Here is a 15,046-nt window from a genome sequence, read left to right on the forward strand (position 1 = left end):
ATCTGAACTCAAAATCACGTTTCCGTAGATCGGCTCATATCAGACAAAATAAGAAAAAATAGCAAAATAAGGGACGTAACAAAATAAGGGACGGGAATAAAAAAATAGACATCTCCCAAAATAGGTATTGCGGAAGAGATGGATTGCCTTGTGAGCCAGAGACATCACACGCCGAAGTATCTGAAGGGCGACGGATTCGGGGATTTGACGTGTTTCAATAATTTTCAAAGTTAGTTTTGATGCCCGTTTCAACTGTCCGCAATTTTTTGAAGTCTCGACGCTGTATATCTGTCACATACGTGCTTAGCGCGCTTGTTACATGGGGGCAGAACCCCCTGGAAGATCGAGATTTGCTCAGTCAGCCCGAGATTCGAGAAGTCTTTGATGCGCTGGAGCGCTATCAGCCACAGATTGTTTTCAGCCGGATTTCTAGAGATGACGCTGGGTCGGTGATTGGCATAGAGACCCACACATTTAATGTAGACCCCACGCGTTATTTCTATCCGGCAAGCACCGTTAAACTTCCGGCAGCGATTATTGCCCTGGAAAGGCTGGAGTCTGATCCAAAACTTAATGGAGTCGAAGCGACCACGCGATACCGGATGTTTGGCGAGGATTTAGAAATTGCCTACCCGAACCCAGAGCAGCGGGAAAGCAGCCTGCTTCGCGATATCGAGCGCGTGGCAGTTGCGAGTGACAATATGGCCTTCAATCGCCTTTTTGATTTTGTCGGTCCTGATGTGATCGAGGCGAGGCTATTGCAGGGAGAGCGTCCTCCCCAGCTGAGTCATCGCCTAGCGATTTCCCTGCCTTCTAAGCTCCAGCGTAGTTTGATGGGTTTTGAGTTTGAGGCGGGCGTCGGCAGCTTAGAGCCGCGTCAATTGGGGCCGGATACATTCGCACCCGAGGAGGCGTTGGGAATTGGTTACCGTTCACGTGGTGAACTTATACCTTCTCCATTTGCCGTGCATCGGCGTAATTTTATCAGCTTAGAGGCTCTGCATGATGCCTTGTTGGGTTTGGTGATCGAAGACGGTGAGGCGTTTGGCCTGAGCAGCTACAAATTGTCATCTGAGCACCGAAGTCTGCTCATTGAGCTCTTCTCGCGTCTGCCCCGGAACAGCCCGGAGTATGCTTCAGAGAACCTACCGGATAATTATGTTAAATATCTCATTTATGGTGACCAGCCTGAGGCTGTCATTCCCGATTCACTGACGATCATAAACAAAATAGGACAAGCTTATGGCTTCCTCAGCGACGTGGCGTATGTTTCGGATGCGGAGAGCGGGGTGGCGTTCGCCTTATCTGCGGTGGTATATGTGAACGCTAATGAGATTTTTAATGATAATGTCTATGAGTACGATACGATCGGCCTGCCATTCCTTGGAGCACTCGGGCGCGCAGTGTTGCGCTTTGAGCAGGGTCTTGCTTCCGGAAAGTAAGGCGAGTTTTCGATTATAGCGTGCGGCATTTTGGGTTTTATCGGTGGGCTTTTTTGCAATCTTAGGCGCTCGTTTGATCGTGGCGAGACAGCTGGGCGCCTCTACCGGCGAAGCCAGTTTTTCTCCGGATTAAATTCGGGTTAAAACTGGTGGATAGCATCTTTGAAAACAAGCCCAGCGGTGACGAAGCACCGCGCTCCAGACAGCCCGGTAATTGGAGGGGCACGCTTCGTCGTGACCCGTTGCCAAAGCGTCTCCGTTTGTTTTTTGATCGGCCTTAATAAATTACTATCGATTTGGTCTCTCGAATGGAATGTGGCCGCTGATGGTCGGCTGTCTGTCGACTGTTTCAAATCCACATCTTCGAATGACCGCCTGGGAGCGTTTGTTATTGGGATGAATATCGGCGAATAACAGTTTGAATCCGGCCTGATCCGCGAGTGGCAGAATAGCGCGCACTGCGTTGCTCATTATGCCCCGGTGATCGGCACTTGCCCAGTAGCCTATCTCTGCCCGTCTCAAATCTGCACTCTTGATGTCTAATGCTGCCGCGATGGATTTTTCAGAATTAGTCACTACGTAGACAAAGTGCGTGCTGTTTTGCCACCCGTCGGCTCCCCATTGGATCCACTCCCGAGCCATCGTCTGAGGATAAGGGACTCCGTTGCATAAGGATCTAAAACACCACTCATACACGAGATCTTCGTTACAAATTGCGGCGATTTGCTTAAGATTCCCATGACAAGGCTCCAGTCTATAAATCGGCTGCAAGAGGTAGTTCGCCCCTGTGATTGCATTCTCTATGACGAACGTCCTATCGAGATAGTCGTTGATGCACCTATTCATTTTCAGTGCCTTTGATCTTTGCGCGCGTGTCTTTGTCTATGGTTTCTCGGATCTCTAAAAATACTGGATGCGCCTCCATATATTTCTGTCCGTAGGTGAGGTTGAAGGCGTAATCGAAGTCGGGCGGATTGGCTCCTTGGTTGTGCTGAATGAGGGTTTCGATTTTATCTAACGCTTTGACGACTTTTGCCTCTTCCGAGGTGGCGTTGTCATAGTCATCCCAAAGTGTCAGTATCTCTTGCTTAAGCTCGCAGTTGAGGGGCTTGAGGAGTGTGAGCAGGTCTTCCCGCTCTTGGGTAGATTTGCCTCCTGCGTCGCTTTGTTCGGGTGCCGGGATGTCTCCGTTGATCGCTTCGCCTAGGTCGTGGATGACGCAGATTTTGAGTATTTTCCCAAAGTCTAGGTGAGTGAACTGATCTTCGAACATCATCGCCACCAGACAGAGTCGCCATGTGTGTGCGGCCGTGCTTTCAGCGCGTCCGTCTGTGGTGAATGCGGTCCTAAAAACACTCTTCAATTTTTCGGCTTCGCGAATGAAGCTGAGCCGGCTGTGGATTTCGGAAGCGTTCATGGTCAGAAACTGAAAGAGTGGGGCTGTAAGTGCTTAGACAAGTCAATACGTTCATCAGCCAGGCGAGTGAATACGTGTGTTACCAGATCTAAGGAAAATTGAATTTGAGCTCAGATTAGAAGCGTAGAGTGATGGCGAAAGCCATTGCCTGACTTTAGCTTTGATCCGCACGAAGGCAGTCGCTCTCGCGATCACCCTACTAAACATCAGTTTGTCGCGCACTGTCGGGGCGCTGGCCGTTGCTTCGAACCATACTGTAGGGTCGAGGCTCCAGAGAGCTTTATATATAACGGCAGTAGCCAAGGAGCGACAACCTTGTCACTATCTGATAACCCTCATCTTGGACGGCCATTTGACTTAGTTTTAGAGGGCCTCCGAAAGCTAACGGTCGGCCGTCATTTGATACTTTATTTCCCACGGGATACGCACATGGATATCATTCGTATTTTGCATCAAAGCATGGATATTGAGCGTCACTTTGACGATCTGTAGCGGTAATCTTTGTTAAGAAATCAATGTGCTGCTCACCATTTGCTGCCATGAGCCCCGAGTGTCTTGGATCTGTCTTTTGCTGCATACGAGTGCCTTGACCGAGATGATCGACCTTCGGCTATAAGCTCTGGGCGTTGCGCAAGCTGGTTCATTTTTTTGTTTGAGAGCCGCGGAAGGCGCAGAAATTCGCGGAAGTAGGCGTGTTTTTCTGGATTGAGGAGGTGGGGACGCTTTTCAAAGCGTTTGCTCTTGTGATATAGGTCTGCCACTTAGCGTATTACAAACAGACGCGTAGCGGTGACGAAGCACCGCGCTCCAGCGTGACCGATTAACGAAATAGTATCAGGCAGTGCAAGCGACTGAATTCCTTCGAATATTCAATGGTCTAAGACAAGCCACTGTCGCTCTCGGCTTCCATGCGTTTGATGTATTCGCTGACGTTGCATGAGAGCATGCGCAGGCCGGTTTTGCTGACTTCTAGGACCTTGTTGACGACGGGATCGAGGAAATCGCGGTCGTGAGAAACGAGGAGGATGGTGCCGTCGAACTCGCGAATCGCATCCTGCAGGACTTCCTTACTCTTAATGTCCAGGTGGTTGGTCGGTTCGTCGAGAATGATGAAATTTGCCGGTTTCATGAGCATTTTCGCCAAGGCTACTCGATTCCGTTCACCCCCTGAGAGGACTGAAACGGATTTAAAGTGATCGTCTCCGCTGAAGAGCATAGCTCCGAGAGCACCGCGCGGATTGGCATCTTTATTCGCAGATTCTATCGAACTTTCGACTTCTTGTAGGACGGTTTTGCTCGAGTCGAGTTCTTCGGCTTGCTGCTGCGCGAAATAGGCGATCACGGTATTGAGACCGACATCGATGGTGCCGTCGGTTAGGGGTTCCACGCCCGCAATGATACGAGCCAAGGTCGATTTACCTGCGCCGTTTACGCCGACTACGGCAATGCGGTCTCCTTTGTCAATGCGTAAGCTCAGGTCGCGGAATACCTCGTGGTCTTCATAGCATTTACGCACTTCATTGAGGATGACGACTTTCTGACTAGCTGGCGGGGGTGGGGCGAAACGAAACCAGATTTTCTTCTCTTCGCGCTCTGGTTTGATGACTTCGATTTTGTCGAGAGCTTTGATCCGGCTCTGGACCATGCCTGCTTTCTTCACGTTGCCACGAAAGCGATTGATGAGCTCCTTTTGGCGCGTGATTTCTTTCTTCTGGTTTTCGTAGGCTTTGCGCTGCTGTTCTAGACGAGCTTCGCGTTCGGTCTCGTAGAATGAATAGTTACCGGCATAGGAATTCAGTTTTCCAAATTTAACCTCAAATGTCTTGCTTGTGACGGCATCCAAGAAGGCTTTGTCGTGGGAAATGACCATCAGCGCGCCGGGGTAATTTGCTAGGTAGTGCTCGAGCCAATTTTGCGAAACGATATCGAGGTGATTGGTCGGCTCGTCGAGGAGAAGCAGGGATGGATTGGCGAGGAGCAGTTTGGCCAGGGCTATACGCATCTGCCAGCCTCCAGAGAACTCTTCTGTGTCGCGTTCGAAATCTTTTTCGTAAAAGCCGAGTCCGATAAGAATCCGCTCGATGCGGCTCTTCATCTTCTCAGGCTCGTAATTTTCGAGCTGCTGTTCGAGATCGCCGAGCATGTCGATGACGTCGTAATACTCCTCGGAATCCGGATCGAGCTCATACATTTTCTCCTCCGCCTCGGCGATTTGTTCTTTGAGCTCAAGGGCATCCCCAAAGGCGGTTTCGACTTCCTTGTAGAGGGTCTTGCCTTTGGCTGAAATTCCATCCTGTGGGAGGTAGCCGATTTTAACGGTCCCGGCTTTGTCGATTTCGCCGGTATCGACCTTCTGCTCGCCCATAAGCACTTTCAGGAGTGTGGATTTTCCAGTGCCGTTCGCGCCGACCAAAGCGATGCGGTCGCGCATGCTAATGTGAGCAGAGATTTCCTGGAAAAGGTAGCGTTCGCCAAAACGCAGGGTGAGGTCCTTGATGTCGATCATTGCGGTCAGTGAGATGGGCCGAAGGTAAAAGCGTAGCAGCTTAGGAGAAGCCTGTGCGCTTGCTAGAGAAAATGCAGGAAAATCGACGAATCGCTGTTGGCCGTCTGGCCCAGAATTATTCGGGAAGCTCTAGAGTCTGCTGACGCTCGTTCTCAGTGGAAGTGTTGAAGGCGTTTTTAATTTTTTCCAAATCCACGTGATCCATCACTAATTTCTGGATGATCGGGATTTTATCTACGTCGGTCGGCATGGTTTTGACGGTCATCTGGTTGATCTTCGAGGCGACGCTGTAAGACTCATCACTGCTGAGCACCACAGGTATTTTGGTCTTTGAAATCATGTCGACCAATTTGGGATGCGGCAGGATGTTGCGTGTCAGGATGATGCCGGAAAGTTTTTTCCCATCGGATACCGCGGCTGTAGCGATGGCTGAAAGAATGATGTCCTCACGGTCGCCGGGAGTAATGATCAGCACGCCAGGCTGTATGTAGTCCACAATGCCCTTCGCAGTCATCGCTCCGATAACCACACGGTGGACCCGTTCGCTGGTTCCCTTGGCTCGGCCATTGAGCCAGCGCCCGCCAATCTCTTCGACTATTTGAGATAAATTGGGAGCACCCAACGCCTTTTGAACGGGCATGACGCCGAGTAGGGGAACTCCCAGGCGCTTTAGTCCGAGTTCTGCGTAATCGCGGACCATCTCGACTTTGTCAGGAAGCACTTTGTTTAGAATCGCGCCAATGACTTCGACTCCCTCTTTGTCGAAAAGGGCTTTGTTGAGTGCGATCTCATCAACGGGTCGTCCAATGCCTCCCTGGGCGACGATGATCGCCTTTGCGCCGAGTACTTTGGCCGCCTTGGCATTGCTAAAATCAAACACTGAGCCCACGCCTGCATGGCCTGTGCCCTCAACAATCACATAGTCTTTTTCGTAGGATGCCCGGTCGAAACCCCGACAAATGCGATCGACCATCAAGTCGTAGTTGGATTCTGGATCATTGAGGTAGCGTCGCGTAAAGGAGCCATCGACGGCTACGGGGCTCATAGCCTCGATTGGTACTTTGGGGTCGAATACCGTGTCGAAGAGCACCGAGTCTTCGTCTACCTTGAAGCCTTCGACTTCAATGAAGCGTTGGCCTACGGGCTTGATGAAGCCGATATGTTCGGTCATCGAGCGCATGGCTCCGAAGAGTCCCAGGCAGGTGGTCGTTTTGCCGTCATTCATGCGCGTGGCGGCAACGAAGATCCTCTTAGTCGTGCTGTTGCGCGGGGCCGAGAGGAGGCCATCGACAACATCGTTCTCGAAGGGGGCGCGCGTCAACTGGTCGATGGGGCGCTTCTTGCGTCGTCGGTCGCGATTACTGGGCATGGTCTCGTGTCGGATGGAGCAGTTGCTGGTCGATCGCTTGGCATCCTACGACGACAGCAGTGCCGAAAATGTCATGTGCATTGGCGCCCCGGGAAATTTCGGCCGCGGGCTTCGATAATCCTGTGAGGACCGGTCCGTAAGTGCGGCAGCGAGCGATCGTTTGGATCATCTTGATGGCGATGTTCCCTGCGTTGAGGCTTGGGAAAATGAGTACGTTTGCTTTGCCGGCTACCGAGCTTTGGATGCCTTTGGCTTCGGCGACGTGTGGGTTCAGTGCAGCGTCCACTTGCAGTTCACCATCGACGTCGAAGTCGAAAAATAATTTCCGCGCTTTCTCGTGACAGAGATCAGTTGCCGCCTTCATGCGCATGATCGCGGGGACCCTGGAGTTGGAGCTTTTCGAAGAAAAAGCTAACATGGCAACGCGCGGACGTTCGTTGGTGATGTGATAACAAATCCCCGCGGCGGTCAGCGCGAGATCGGCGATTTGTTTCTCATCTGGTTGCGGTATGACTGCGCAATCCCCTAGGAACAGGGTTCCATTGATGCCCAAAGTGCTGTCGTCCAAATCGAGGATTTGCACAGACGATACGGTATCGACTTCCTTTTGGAGCGGTATGATACGGAGGAGTGGACGAATCGCGCTTGAGGCTGATGCCGTTGCTCCTGAAACGAGGGCAGAGGCTTGCCCGGTGGCGAGCATCATCGTCGCAAAGTAATTGTTATTGAGCAGGTAGTCCTCTGCCTCTTTTGCCTTCAGGTTCGAAAACCGCTGAAGGCCGCGAAATTTACCAGCGAGGTGTTCCATTTCATCGCTGCGTGACGGTTCGATGATGCGAATGTGCTCCAGGCTGATTCCAAGCGCTGCCGCCTTGGCTTTTATTTCAGTACGGTCTCCGAGCAAAATCGGCACGCCGAGGTTATTTTTGGCAAATTCTCTGGCTGCCTGCAGGATCCGTGGATCTCCGCCTTCGGGGAAGACAATCCGCTTGGGGTGGCTGCGGAGTCGTTCCATGAGTCGTTCAAGTAGAGCCATATAGGAAGTAGCTTTGTCGTTGCTTATGCTTTGGGAACAGCGACCATCCGGTCGCTTCCGGGTAATAAAAATTTGTATCGGATGCTGTGTTTATCGACAGTGGACAACAAGAACAAAGTAAAGAACCTCCTCGTCGTTGGCGGATCGACCTTGTTGTCACGGCTGCTTGGGTTGCTTCGGGACGTTTTGGTTTATGCCGCTCTGGGTACGAGTGTCTATAATTCTGCCTTCATTTTGGCATTCACGCTGCCCAATCTGTTTCGCCGTTTATTTGGCGAAGGTGCGCTCACGTCTGCCCTGATACCGGTGCTCGCGCAGGCATCGAGCGGCGAGCGTGAGCGCCAAAAGCCGCGTATCTTCGACCAGGTATTAACGCGGCTTGTTCTGGGCTTGGGAGCAATGATGCTGATTCTGATGGCTGTCTTTGCTGTATGTTCAATGGTTGGCGTGGGGAGCGAACGCTGGCAGATGGGGGCACGGTATGGGGTCTGGCTTGCCCCTTATATGCTTCTCGTCTGCGTCACCGCGGTAATGGCGGCAGCACTCAACCTACTGGGTCGTTTTTATGCATCTTCGCTCTCTCCGGTTTGGCTGAATTTGGCAATGATCGCAGCCGCTTGTTTGCCTCTGCTCATGGAAGATATGAGTCTGCATATGCGGGTGATTTGGCTCTGTTGGGCGGTGCTGTTGGGAGGGGTGGTGCAAGTAGGCTTAGTCTGGGTGGGGCTGAACCGCTGTGGCTGGCGGCCCAGCTGGGATACGGGAACTTCGGTTGAGCTGAGCCGTGTCGCGTCGCTCTTGATTCCTGGGTTGAGTGCGGCGTCGATTCTTCAGGTGAATATTCTCCTAACCCGTTTGTTCGCAAATAGTATCGATGACGGTGCTGTGGCAGTGCTGTATCTGGCGAGTCGTTTTATGGAGCTTCCCCTGGGCCTCTTCGCGATTGCGATATCGACCGTATTTTTCCCCTTGATGTCCAAGGCATTAGCCGCGGGAAACCGGGTGGAGATGTCGCATGCCTGCTTTCAGGGTTTACGCTGGATATGTTTGATGACGCTGCCCAGTGCAGTCGGGCTCTGGATTTATCAAAGAGAGATTGTTGATGCCTTGTTCCGGTATGGTGTGTTTGATGGTGAGGCATTGACGCTGACTGCCCCTATTGTGGGGATCTATGCTTTGTCCATCCCGGCTTATGCTGCAGTGTCTTACTTCACGCGGGCCTTGCATGCCCAAGAAGACATGAAGGGGCCGATGCAGATTTCTGGGATTAATCTCCTATTGAATGCAGCGTTTTGTTTAGTGGGGATCGCGTTGGGCGGTTTAGCCGGATTGGCTTTGGGAAATGTTGCTGCCGCGTGGGTTCAGTGCCTGCTTCTGGGGGTGCGTTTATTTCGCGTTTCTGGCGGAGGTATGGTTGTTCCTCAAGGATTTGTTATGGACCTCTTCAAAATCCTTATTAGTGCATGCCTGATGGGGTTAGGCTGCATGCTGGGTCTCATATGGGTATCAGGGTTTGGTCTATCAGAGAAATCGACTTCATTGTTGATCGTGGGACTGGGCATACCTTTGGCTATCGCTGGGTATTTTGGCGCATTGTTGATGCTTCGGCAGCGTGATGTCTGCTCCTTACTGGTGCGTCTTTTTCAGCGAGTGAATCCTCATGCTTAAGAAATTCATAAATTCTAACAGTTTCCTCATTGGTGTCTGCGTGTCTGTTTCGCTCGCCTGGTTACTGCCGCAGCTTGGCTCTTCTGGAGGGTTGTTGTGGTCGGAGATTACGACCAAGTTGGGCGTTTTCGTGATTTTTATCATTCAGGGTCTGACGCTGCCAACCAATGAGCTCCGCGACGGCCTGTTTCAGTGGCGGCTGCACCTCTTTTGTCAGGGGAGTAATTACCTGCTCTTGCCCCTACTGGGTATCGCTGTGCTAGCTTTGACAGAAATATTTGGCAGTGTCCCTCCGGATCTGCGTGTGGGCTTTCTCTATTTGGCCATTTTGCCGACCACGGTATCGACGGCTATTGTTTTCACTGGCAAGGCGGGAGGGAATGTTGTCGGGGCTTTATTTAATACTTCGGTTTCTAATGTTCTGGGAGTTTTTATCGTTCCGATAGCAGCGACATGGATTATCGGCTCAGTGGCTGTTGCTGGGCCTGACCTAAGTCGCATTGGCGGGCTACTTTTTAAGATAACGAGCCTCATCTTACTTCCTCTGATTCTCGGACAGATTCTCCGCATTTGGCTTAAATCATGGGCGACGACTCATAAGAAAAAGCTGAGCCAGACCAACGTCTATATCATCTACTACATGATCTACGCCGCTTTCTGTAATTCCTTTGTCCAGGGGGTTTGGCAGCAATATGGCATCGAAGTGGTAGGTTGGGCACTTGGGATGACGTTGCTTCTCCTCGCGCTCGGACTCGTGTCCGTGTTTGTTTTGGCCCGGGTGTTTCGGTTCAACCTTCAAGACCAGGCGACCGCGCTTTTTTGTGGATCGCAGAAGACCCTTGCCTCAGGCGTGCCGATGGCTGGATCGATCTTTACCGCAGAGTCGCCAGCACTTGGGATTGTGCTGCTTCCCCTCATGTTTTATCACCCAATCCAGATATTAGTGGGGGGGTACTTGATCGGTTGGTTTGGGAAGCGAACTGGAGACTGAGGCGGAGGCGTGCTCAATCTAAAATCTCTAATTCATTCAGTAAGTTTAAATATCCGTTATAGTTCCGGATGTTTTCGAGGTCTGGATCCTCATTCATCCAGGAAAAGTCGCGGTAGCCCAGCTCGATTGCTCTGCGGATGGAGGCAACTGCGTCCTTTTTGCGAGACTTGAGAGCAAGCGAGCAGCCGAGGTTGTAGTGGGCTAGAGGGTTGTCTGGCTGCAGCTTAACCAGACGGCGATCCATGCGCAGGCCTTCGGTAATGCGTCCGGTCGTGGTGTAGAGGTGACCCAGGGTCTCGATTACGCGTATATCGCTCTTGCCCCGTTCGTAGACGTCACGAAAGAACGCGACTTCAAACTCCAAATCTCTTTCCTTCATCGTCTCCGGGCCTGGTTAGGCTCCGAGCGCAATCTCTCTACTCCGTTTGTCAGGGCATTTTTTACCCTTGCGGCAGCGAGCGGTGACCTGGAGGCGTCGAGAAACGATCTCCATGTCCAGCTTGTCGGCAACCGACTTTCCATACCACTCCATGAATGGGGCATCGATCTCGTAGATTTTTTCGCACTCTGTGCAAATGACCTGTGCCTTGAAGGTGGTGACGTCGTGGTTGGTGGCGTAAAACTTGTGCTCCTTAGCAACGTCGACTTCGCGGATTACGGAACTTTCGATGAGGATCGGAATACTTCGATAGACTGTTGCGCGCGAGACCGATCGATCGATCTTACGCGCTGCGTCCAATAGATCATCCGCTGTGAAGTGGTCAGGCATGGCGAATGCGGCATCGAAGATTGCGATGCGTTGGTTCGTCACGCGCAGGCCCTCAGAGGCTAAATACTTTTTGAATGACTCCAGAATGTCATCGCGAGTGCTCGGTGTATGGTCATCCATCCTTATTGAGACAAAATTGAAATTGAGATCAAGGCGAGCGAAAGCTAACGAGTAATTCGATATTTTTTTAATCCTTTTCTGAAATGGCTTTCCTTCATCAAGAATCCACGTGCTTTGTCCAGGTTATTCCCCTGGCTGCCGGCGCGAAGTTGGATGATGGACTGACTTACCGGGTTCCAGATCATTTGATGGAGGCGATGGCAGAAGGTTGTTTAGTCAGGATTCCTCTTCGGAACTGCTCGGAGCTTGGAGTTGTGGAGAAATTCGATGATGCCGCGCCGCTCGATTTTAAACCAAAACTAGTCACCGAAATCGTTCATCCGTTTCCTATTATCACGGCTGAGCTTATGAAGTTGGCTCGGTGGATTGCACGCTATTACGCCTGTCGTCTGGACCAAGTTTACGAGATGATGCTTCCTGCTGCGGTACGCCGTGGGATGGCTCCTCGAGTGACTGTGCTCGTGCAGCCTGGAAAAGTTAAACCGAGCAAAGAGGATCTGGACACTCTAAAACGGCGTGCGCCTAAGCAGGCCAAATTGCTCTCATTTGTCAGGGATCAAATCCAACCGGTCCCGAAGGTTCCGCTGCTAAAACGTTTAAAAATTGGGGTGTCGAGTTATCGATCTTTAGTGGCGAAAGGCTGGCTAGAAGAGTTGTTTCAGACTGTGCAGCGCGATGGCTATGCGGATGCTTTGGGCGAGGAAGCTGAAGAGATTCAGCAGGGTGGGTTTGAGTTGAGTCCTGATCAGGAGCGCGTAGTCGAAGAACATAGGCAGGCACTCGATTCAGGTGCTTTCAGCGTGCGGCTGCTGCATGGCGTGACGGGTTCGGGGAAGACGGAAGTCTACCTGAAGGCTGCTGAAAAAGTCTTAGCAGAGGGAGGCAGCGTGCTCTTTCTTGTGCCCGAAATCGCTTTGGCTCCTCAGACAGTCGCTCGGCTTAGATCACGCCTTAAAGCGCAGGGGTTAGAGGCAGTCGCTTGGCACAGTCATCTCGCCGATGGTGAACGTTTTGATGCCTGGCGTGCAGTAGTCACCGGAGCCTGTCGCGTGGTCGTGGGAGCCCGTTCTGCGATTTTCGCTCCCCTGCGCGATTTGCGCCTCATCATTGTTGATGAGGAGCACGAGCCCGCCTATAAACAGGAAGAGACGCCGCGCTATCAAGGGCGCGATTTGGCAGTCTTCCGCGCGAGTCTGAACAACGCGTTGTGCGTACTTGGTTCGGCCACACCTTCGATGGAGACACTCTACAATGTGGAGCAGGGGAAATACGGGGTCGATGAAATGAAGAAGCGCATCATCGATCGTCCGCTCCCAACGATCCATATCGTCGATATGCGTATGGAGGTGCTCAAAGCTAAGGGGAGCACGGGGATCTCACGGATTCTTGCAGATGGCTTGATTGATCGTCTTGAAAAGAAGGAACAGAGTATCCTTTTTCTCAACCGTCGTGGCTTCTCGAGTGCATTGCAATGCCTCGACTGTGGCTGGTTTGCGGAATCGCCTAACTCCAGTATTTCAATGACCTACCACCAGGCCGATGAAGTCTTGCGGTGCCATTTGTCCGGAGTCGAACAACCGGTGCCGCAGCGCTGCCCGCAATGTGGTTCGACGCAAATGCGTAAACGCGGTTTCGGCACACAACGGATCGAAGCCTCAGTAAAGGCGTTGTTACCCCGCGCTCAGGTGGTGCGTATGGACGCCGACACGATGAGCAAAAAGAATCTGTATCGCAGCATCCTGAACGATTTTCGACGCGGGCGTATTGATGTTTTGATTGGTACCCAGATGATCGCCAAAGGGCTTGATTTTCCCAATGTCACACTGGTTGGACTCATCGACGCGGATCTATCGATGCATATGCCCGATTTCCGAGCGACCGAACGGACTTTTCAGCTCTTGGTTCAAGTCGCGGGTCGAGCGGGGCGGGGTGATGCGGCAGGCGAGGTGATCGCCCAGACTTTCGCCCCGCATGCCGGGCCGCTATTGTTTGCGCGGCAGAACGATTTTGAAGGGTTCTATGCCGAAGAGTTGGAGCAGCGAAAGGAATTTTTGTATCCGCCCTATCGGCATCTCGTGCGTCACATTTTTCGTGGACGCAATGAAGACAAAGTAAGTTTCTATATCGATAAATGGGTTACCTTCGCTGAAGCGAATATGCAGATCCCCGTCGAAGTCCGCGGTCCGGCCCCAGCACCCATTCTTAAAATACGTGATACTTATCGCTACCAAGTGTGGTTTTTCGCACCCCAGGCTATGCCGCTCGTCCGCGAACTACGGAGATTACGTGCGTCGTTTCCCCTGGATCCCGAGGTGACCGATGTGATGGACGTGGATCCGATGAATTTGTCGTAGCCGTTGCATCGAGCGCTACCCGCTTAGAACTAGAAGCGATTCTTTACGATTTTCGAAATCAATAATCTGTTCTCTCTTTGATCGGAAAAACTGTTCTGTTTCTGCTCGTCTCATATTTGGAGTGTTAATCCAAATAATCTTCGGAGGCCCACCAAGAGTTAAAGCTCTTTGATGAAAATCATCATCTTTCGTTACGATTGTATAGCCTTCCCGTGCGGCGAAATACCAAATTTTTTCATCACTTGCATTTTCCAGGTTGAAAAAGTTTATGTGGTGGCAGCCCGGGAAGTCTTGAGAGAGCAATTTGACACTTCTGTAAGAGAAATGCTCGTCGAAGAGCAGCTTCATACTCTTATGCGCTCAACAACCGGCGTTCTCTATCGGCTGCGAATTTGAAGCAGGCTGTGATATCGTCGATTTTGAGCTGAGGGAAATCTTCAAGTATTTCGTCAACAGATTGGCCTGATGCTAAGAGGTCGAAAATATCGTAAACCGCTATTCTAGAGCCTCTTATGCATGGCTTACCAGATCTCTTTTGGGGATCGATCTCGATGTGGTCCTCGATTTCCATAATTCACACTATATGCGGTCAATATATTCGATCAAACACATTTAAATGGTTGTAGGCTGGGGTAGTCTTTGGGAATTCTGAGATAAGAGCCGTGTGATTGAGAATGAGTCCACTCCTTATCCGCTAATTCACGCGAATGAACGCGAATCGTTCCTGAAGCCTGTCGTGGTGATTGGAATTTGTGGCCGAGAAAGGAATCTGAGGTGATGCGGGGGGTGAATAATTGATCTCTTTGGGGCTCTTCTGCCAGAATGACTTGAAGTTCGATATATGCTGACGAACGTTATGATTACAGTCCTAATGAAAACGCTCCGTGACATCTTATGCTTTCTGATCTCAAGCGGAGTGATTTTGGGCAGCGTTTCGTTTCCTGCGGTTAGTGATTTTTCCCATGATTCGGGCTCGTGCTGCTGCTCGAGTGAGGCGGATTTATCGATTGTTGTGGAGTCGTGCTGTTCACCTTCGGGGAATAATGATCCGTGCGACCTTTTAAAAGATTCCGAATCATGCTGTTCTGAGCACTGTCAGAATTGTAATACATTCTTCTCGAAAATACTTTTGTATCATCAAGAGCAGCCCCATTGCTCGCTGGGTCAGGAGAGTTTTCATTTTCGGTTTTCCCGTGAAATCGGGTCATCTTTAACTCATTCGCCCGATACACCGCCTCCGAAGGCGTTGGCTTAATTTTGAGATTCTAATTCGATTTTAAATTTAAACCAAAGTATCAAAATGAAAACACTTATAGCCTTAGCAATGGCCTGCTCACTAGGAGTAGCCACAAATATAGCAGCCGAACAGAACGG

14 protein-coding genes are annotated in these 15,046 nt (G+C 51.2%); 5 read left to right on the plus strand and 9 right to left on the minus strand.

Annotation, left to right across the window (positions count from 1 at the left end; genetic code table 11):
- Positions 1-299: 299 nt before the first annotated feature.
- Entirely contained in the window at positions 300-1,442 is a 1,143-nt protein-coding gene (locus HRU10_01550) for a serine hydrolase (protein ID NRA25916.1), read from the plus strand.
- Between the two features lie 288 nt (positions 1,443-1,730).
- Here HRU10_01550 and HRU10_01555 read toward each other — a convergent pair whose 3' ends face one another.
- The gene (locus HRU10_01555) at positions 1,731-2,288 is read right to left on the minus strand and encodes a GNAT family N-acetyltransferase (protein NRA25917.1); all 558 of its coding nucleotides are present in this window, start codon (positions 2,286-2,288) and stop codon (positions 1,731-1,733) included.
- A complete protein-coding gene (locus HRU10_01560) occupies positions 2,281-2,859 on the minus strand; it encodes an HD domain-containing protein (GenBank protein ID NRA25918.1) in 579 nt (192 codons plus the stop codon). Before HRU10_01560 ends, HRU10_01555 begins: the two co-directional genes overlap by 8 nt.
- A 282-nt stretch (positions 2,860-3,141) precedes the next feature.
- On the opposite strand from HRU10_01560, the gene HRU10_01565 reads away from it, so the two are divergent.
- Positions 3,142-3,351: a type II toxin-antitoxin system RelE/ParE family toxin gene (locus HRU10_01565; GenBank protein ID NRA25919.1), complete on the plus strand. Its 210-nt coding sequence runs from the start codon at positions 3,142-3,144 to the stop codon at positions 3,349-3,351.
- Positions 3,352-3,736: 385 nt separating this feature from the next.
- Here HRU10_01565 and HRU10_01570 read toward each other — a convergent pair whose 3' ends face one another.
- The 3 genes from HRU10_01570 to HRU10_01580 form a co-directional block, all read right to left on the minus strand.
- Entirely contained in the window at positions 3,737-5,365 is a 1,629-nt protein-coding gene (locus HRU10_01570; GenBank protein ID NRA25920.1) for an ABC-F family ATP-binding cassette domain-containing protein, read from the minus strand.
- A 115-nt stretch (positions 5,366-5,480) separates the two neighbouring features.
- Complete coding sequence (locus HRU10_01575; protein ID NRA25921.1) at positions 5,481-6,734, minus strand: AAA family ATPase; 1,254 nt, start codon at positions 6,732-6,734, stop codon at positions 5,481-5,483.
- Complete coding sequence (locus HRU10_01580) at positions 6,724-7,770, minus strand: phosphate acetyltransferase (GenBank protein NRA25922.1); 1,047 nt, start codon at positions 7,768-7,770, stop codon at positions 6,724-6,726. The genes HRU10_01575 and HRU10_01580 overlap by 11 nt, the downstream gene beginning before the upstream one ends.
- Before the next feature lie 99 nt (positions 7,771-7,869).
- Between HRU10_01580 and murJ the strand changes: the two genes are divergently transcribed.
- Together murJ and HRU10_01590 are read left to right on the plus strand one after the other, a co-directional pair.
- The gene (gene murJ, locus HRU10_01585; GenBank protein ID NRA25923.1) at positions 7,870-9,438 is read left to right on the plus strand and encodes a murein biosynthesis integral membrane protein MurJ; all 1,569 of its coding nucleotides are present in this window, start codon (positions 7,870-7,872) and stop codon (positions 9,436-9,438) included.
- Entirely contained in the window at positions 9,431-10,429 is a 999-nt protein-coding gene (locus tag HRU10_01590; GenBank protein NRA25924.1) for a bile acid:sodium symporter, read from the plus strand. Before murJ ends, HRU10_01590 begins: the two co-directional genes overlap by 8 nt.
- A gap of 13 nt (positions 10,430-10,442) precedes the next feature.
- Here HRU10_01590 and HRU10_01595 read toward each other — a convergent pair whose 3' ends face one another.
- Complete coding sequence (locus HRU10_01595; protein ID NRA25925.1) at positions 10,443-10,808, minus strand: hypothetical protein; 366 nt, start codon at positions 10,806-10,808, stop codon at positions 10,443-10,445.
- 15 nt (positions 10,809-10,823) lie between these two features.
- Complete coding sequence (locus tag HRU10_01600; GenBank protein ID NRA25926.1) at positions 10,824-11,318, minus strand: transcriptional repressor; 495 nt, start codon at positions 11,316-11,318, stop codon at positions 10,824-10,826.
- Positions 11,319-11,401: 83 nt separating this feature from the next.
- Here HRU10_01600 and priA point away from each other — a divergent pair, with 83 nt between their 5' ends.
- Positions 11,402-13,672, plus strand: a complete 2,271-nt coding sequence (gene priA / locus HRU10_01605) for a primosomal protein N' (GenBank protein NRA25927.1) — start codon at positions 11,402-11,404, stop codon at positions 13,670-13,672.
- A gap of 15 nt (positions 13,673-13,687) precedes the next feature.
- Here the strand turns inward: priA and HRU10_01610 are convergent, their stop codons facing one another.
- Together HRU10_01610 and HRU10_01615 are read right to left on the minus strand one after the other, a co-directional pair.
- Positions 13,688-14,020 (minus strand): DUF5615 family PIN-like protein, encoded by a 333-nt coding sequence (locus HRU10_01610; GenBank protein NRA25928.1) that lies wholly within the window; start codon positions 14,018-14,020, stop codon positions 13,688-13,690.
- A 4-nt stretch (positions 14,021-14,024) separates the two neighbouring features.
- Positions 14,025-14,243: a DUF433 domain-containing protein gene (locus HRU10_01615; GenBank protein ID NRA25929.1), complete on the minus strand. Its 219-nt coding sequence runs from the start codon at positions 14,241-14,243 to the stop codon at positions 14,025-14,027.
- Between the last annotated feature and the right edge of the window lie 803 nt (positions 14,244-15,046).

This window comes from Opitutales bacterium, assembly GCA_013215165.1.
Classification (GTDB): domain Bacteria; phylum Verrucomicrobiota; class Verrucomicrobiia; order Opitutales; family JABSRG01; genus JABSRG01.

Bases quoted from the DNA above. Each gene is read 5' to 3' on its own strand.
- HRU10_01555 (NRA25917.1), bottom strand. From the start codon at position 2,288: ATGAATAGGTGCATCAACGACTATCTCGATAGGACGTTCGTCATAGAG.
- HRU10_01560 (NRA25918.1), bottom strand. From the start codon at position 2,859: ATGAACGCTTCCGAAATCCACAGCCGGCTCAGCTTCATTCGCGAAGCC.
- HRU10_01570 (NRA25920.1), bottom strand. From the start codon at position 5,365: ATGATCGACATCAAGGACCTCACCCTGCGTTTTGGCGAACGCTACCTT.
- HRU10_01575 (NRA25921.1), bottom strand. From the start codon at position 6,734: ATGCCCAGTAATCGCGACCGACGACGCAAGAAGCGCCCCATCGACCAG.
- HRU10_01580 (NRA25922.1), bottom strand. From the start codon at position 7,770: ATGGCTCTACTTGAACGACTCATGGAACGACTCCGCAGCCACCCCAAG.
- HRU10_01590 (NRA25924.1), top strand. From the start codon at position 9,431: ATGCTTAAGAAATTCATAAATTCTAACAGTTTCCTCATTGGTGTCTGC.
- HRU10_01595 (NRA25925.1), bottom strand. From the start codon at position 10,808: ATGAAGGAAAGAGATTTGGAGTTTGAAGTCGCGTTCTTTCGTGACGTC.
- HRU10_01600 (NRA25926.1), bottom strand. From the start codon at position 11,318: ATGGATGACCATACACCGAGCACTCGCGATGACATTCTGGAGTCATTC.
- priA (NRA25927.1), top strand. From the start codon at position 11,402: ATGGCTTTCCTTCATCAAGAATCCACGTGCTTTGTCCAGGTTATTCCC.
- HRU10_01610 (NRA25928.1), bottom strand. From the start codon at position 14,020: ATGAAGCTGCTCTTCGACGAGCATTTCTCTTACAGAAGTGTCAAATTG.
- HRU10_01615 (NRA25929.1), bottom strand. From the start codon at position 14,243: ATGGAAATCGAGGACCACATCGAGATCGATCCCCAAAAGAGATCTGGT.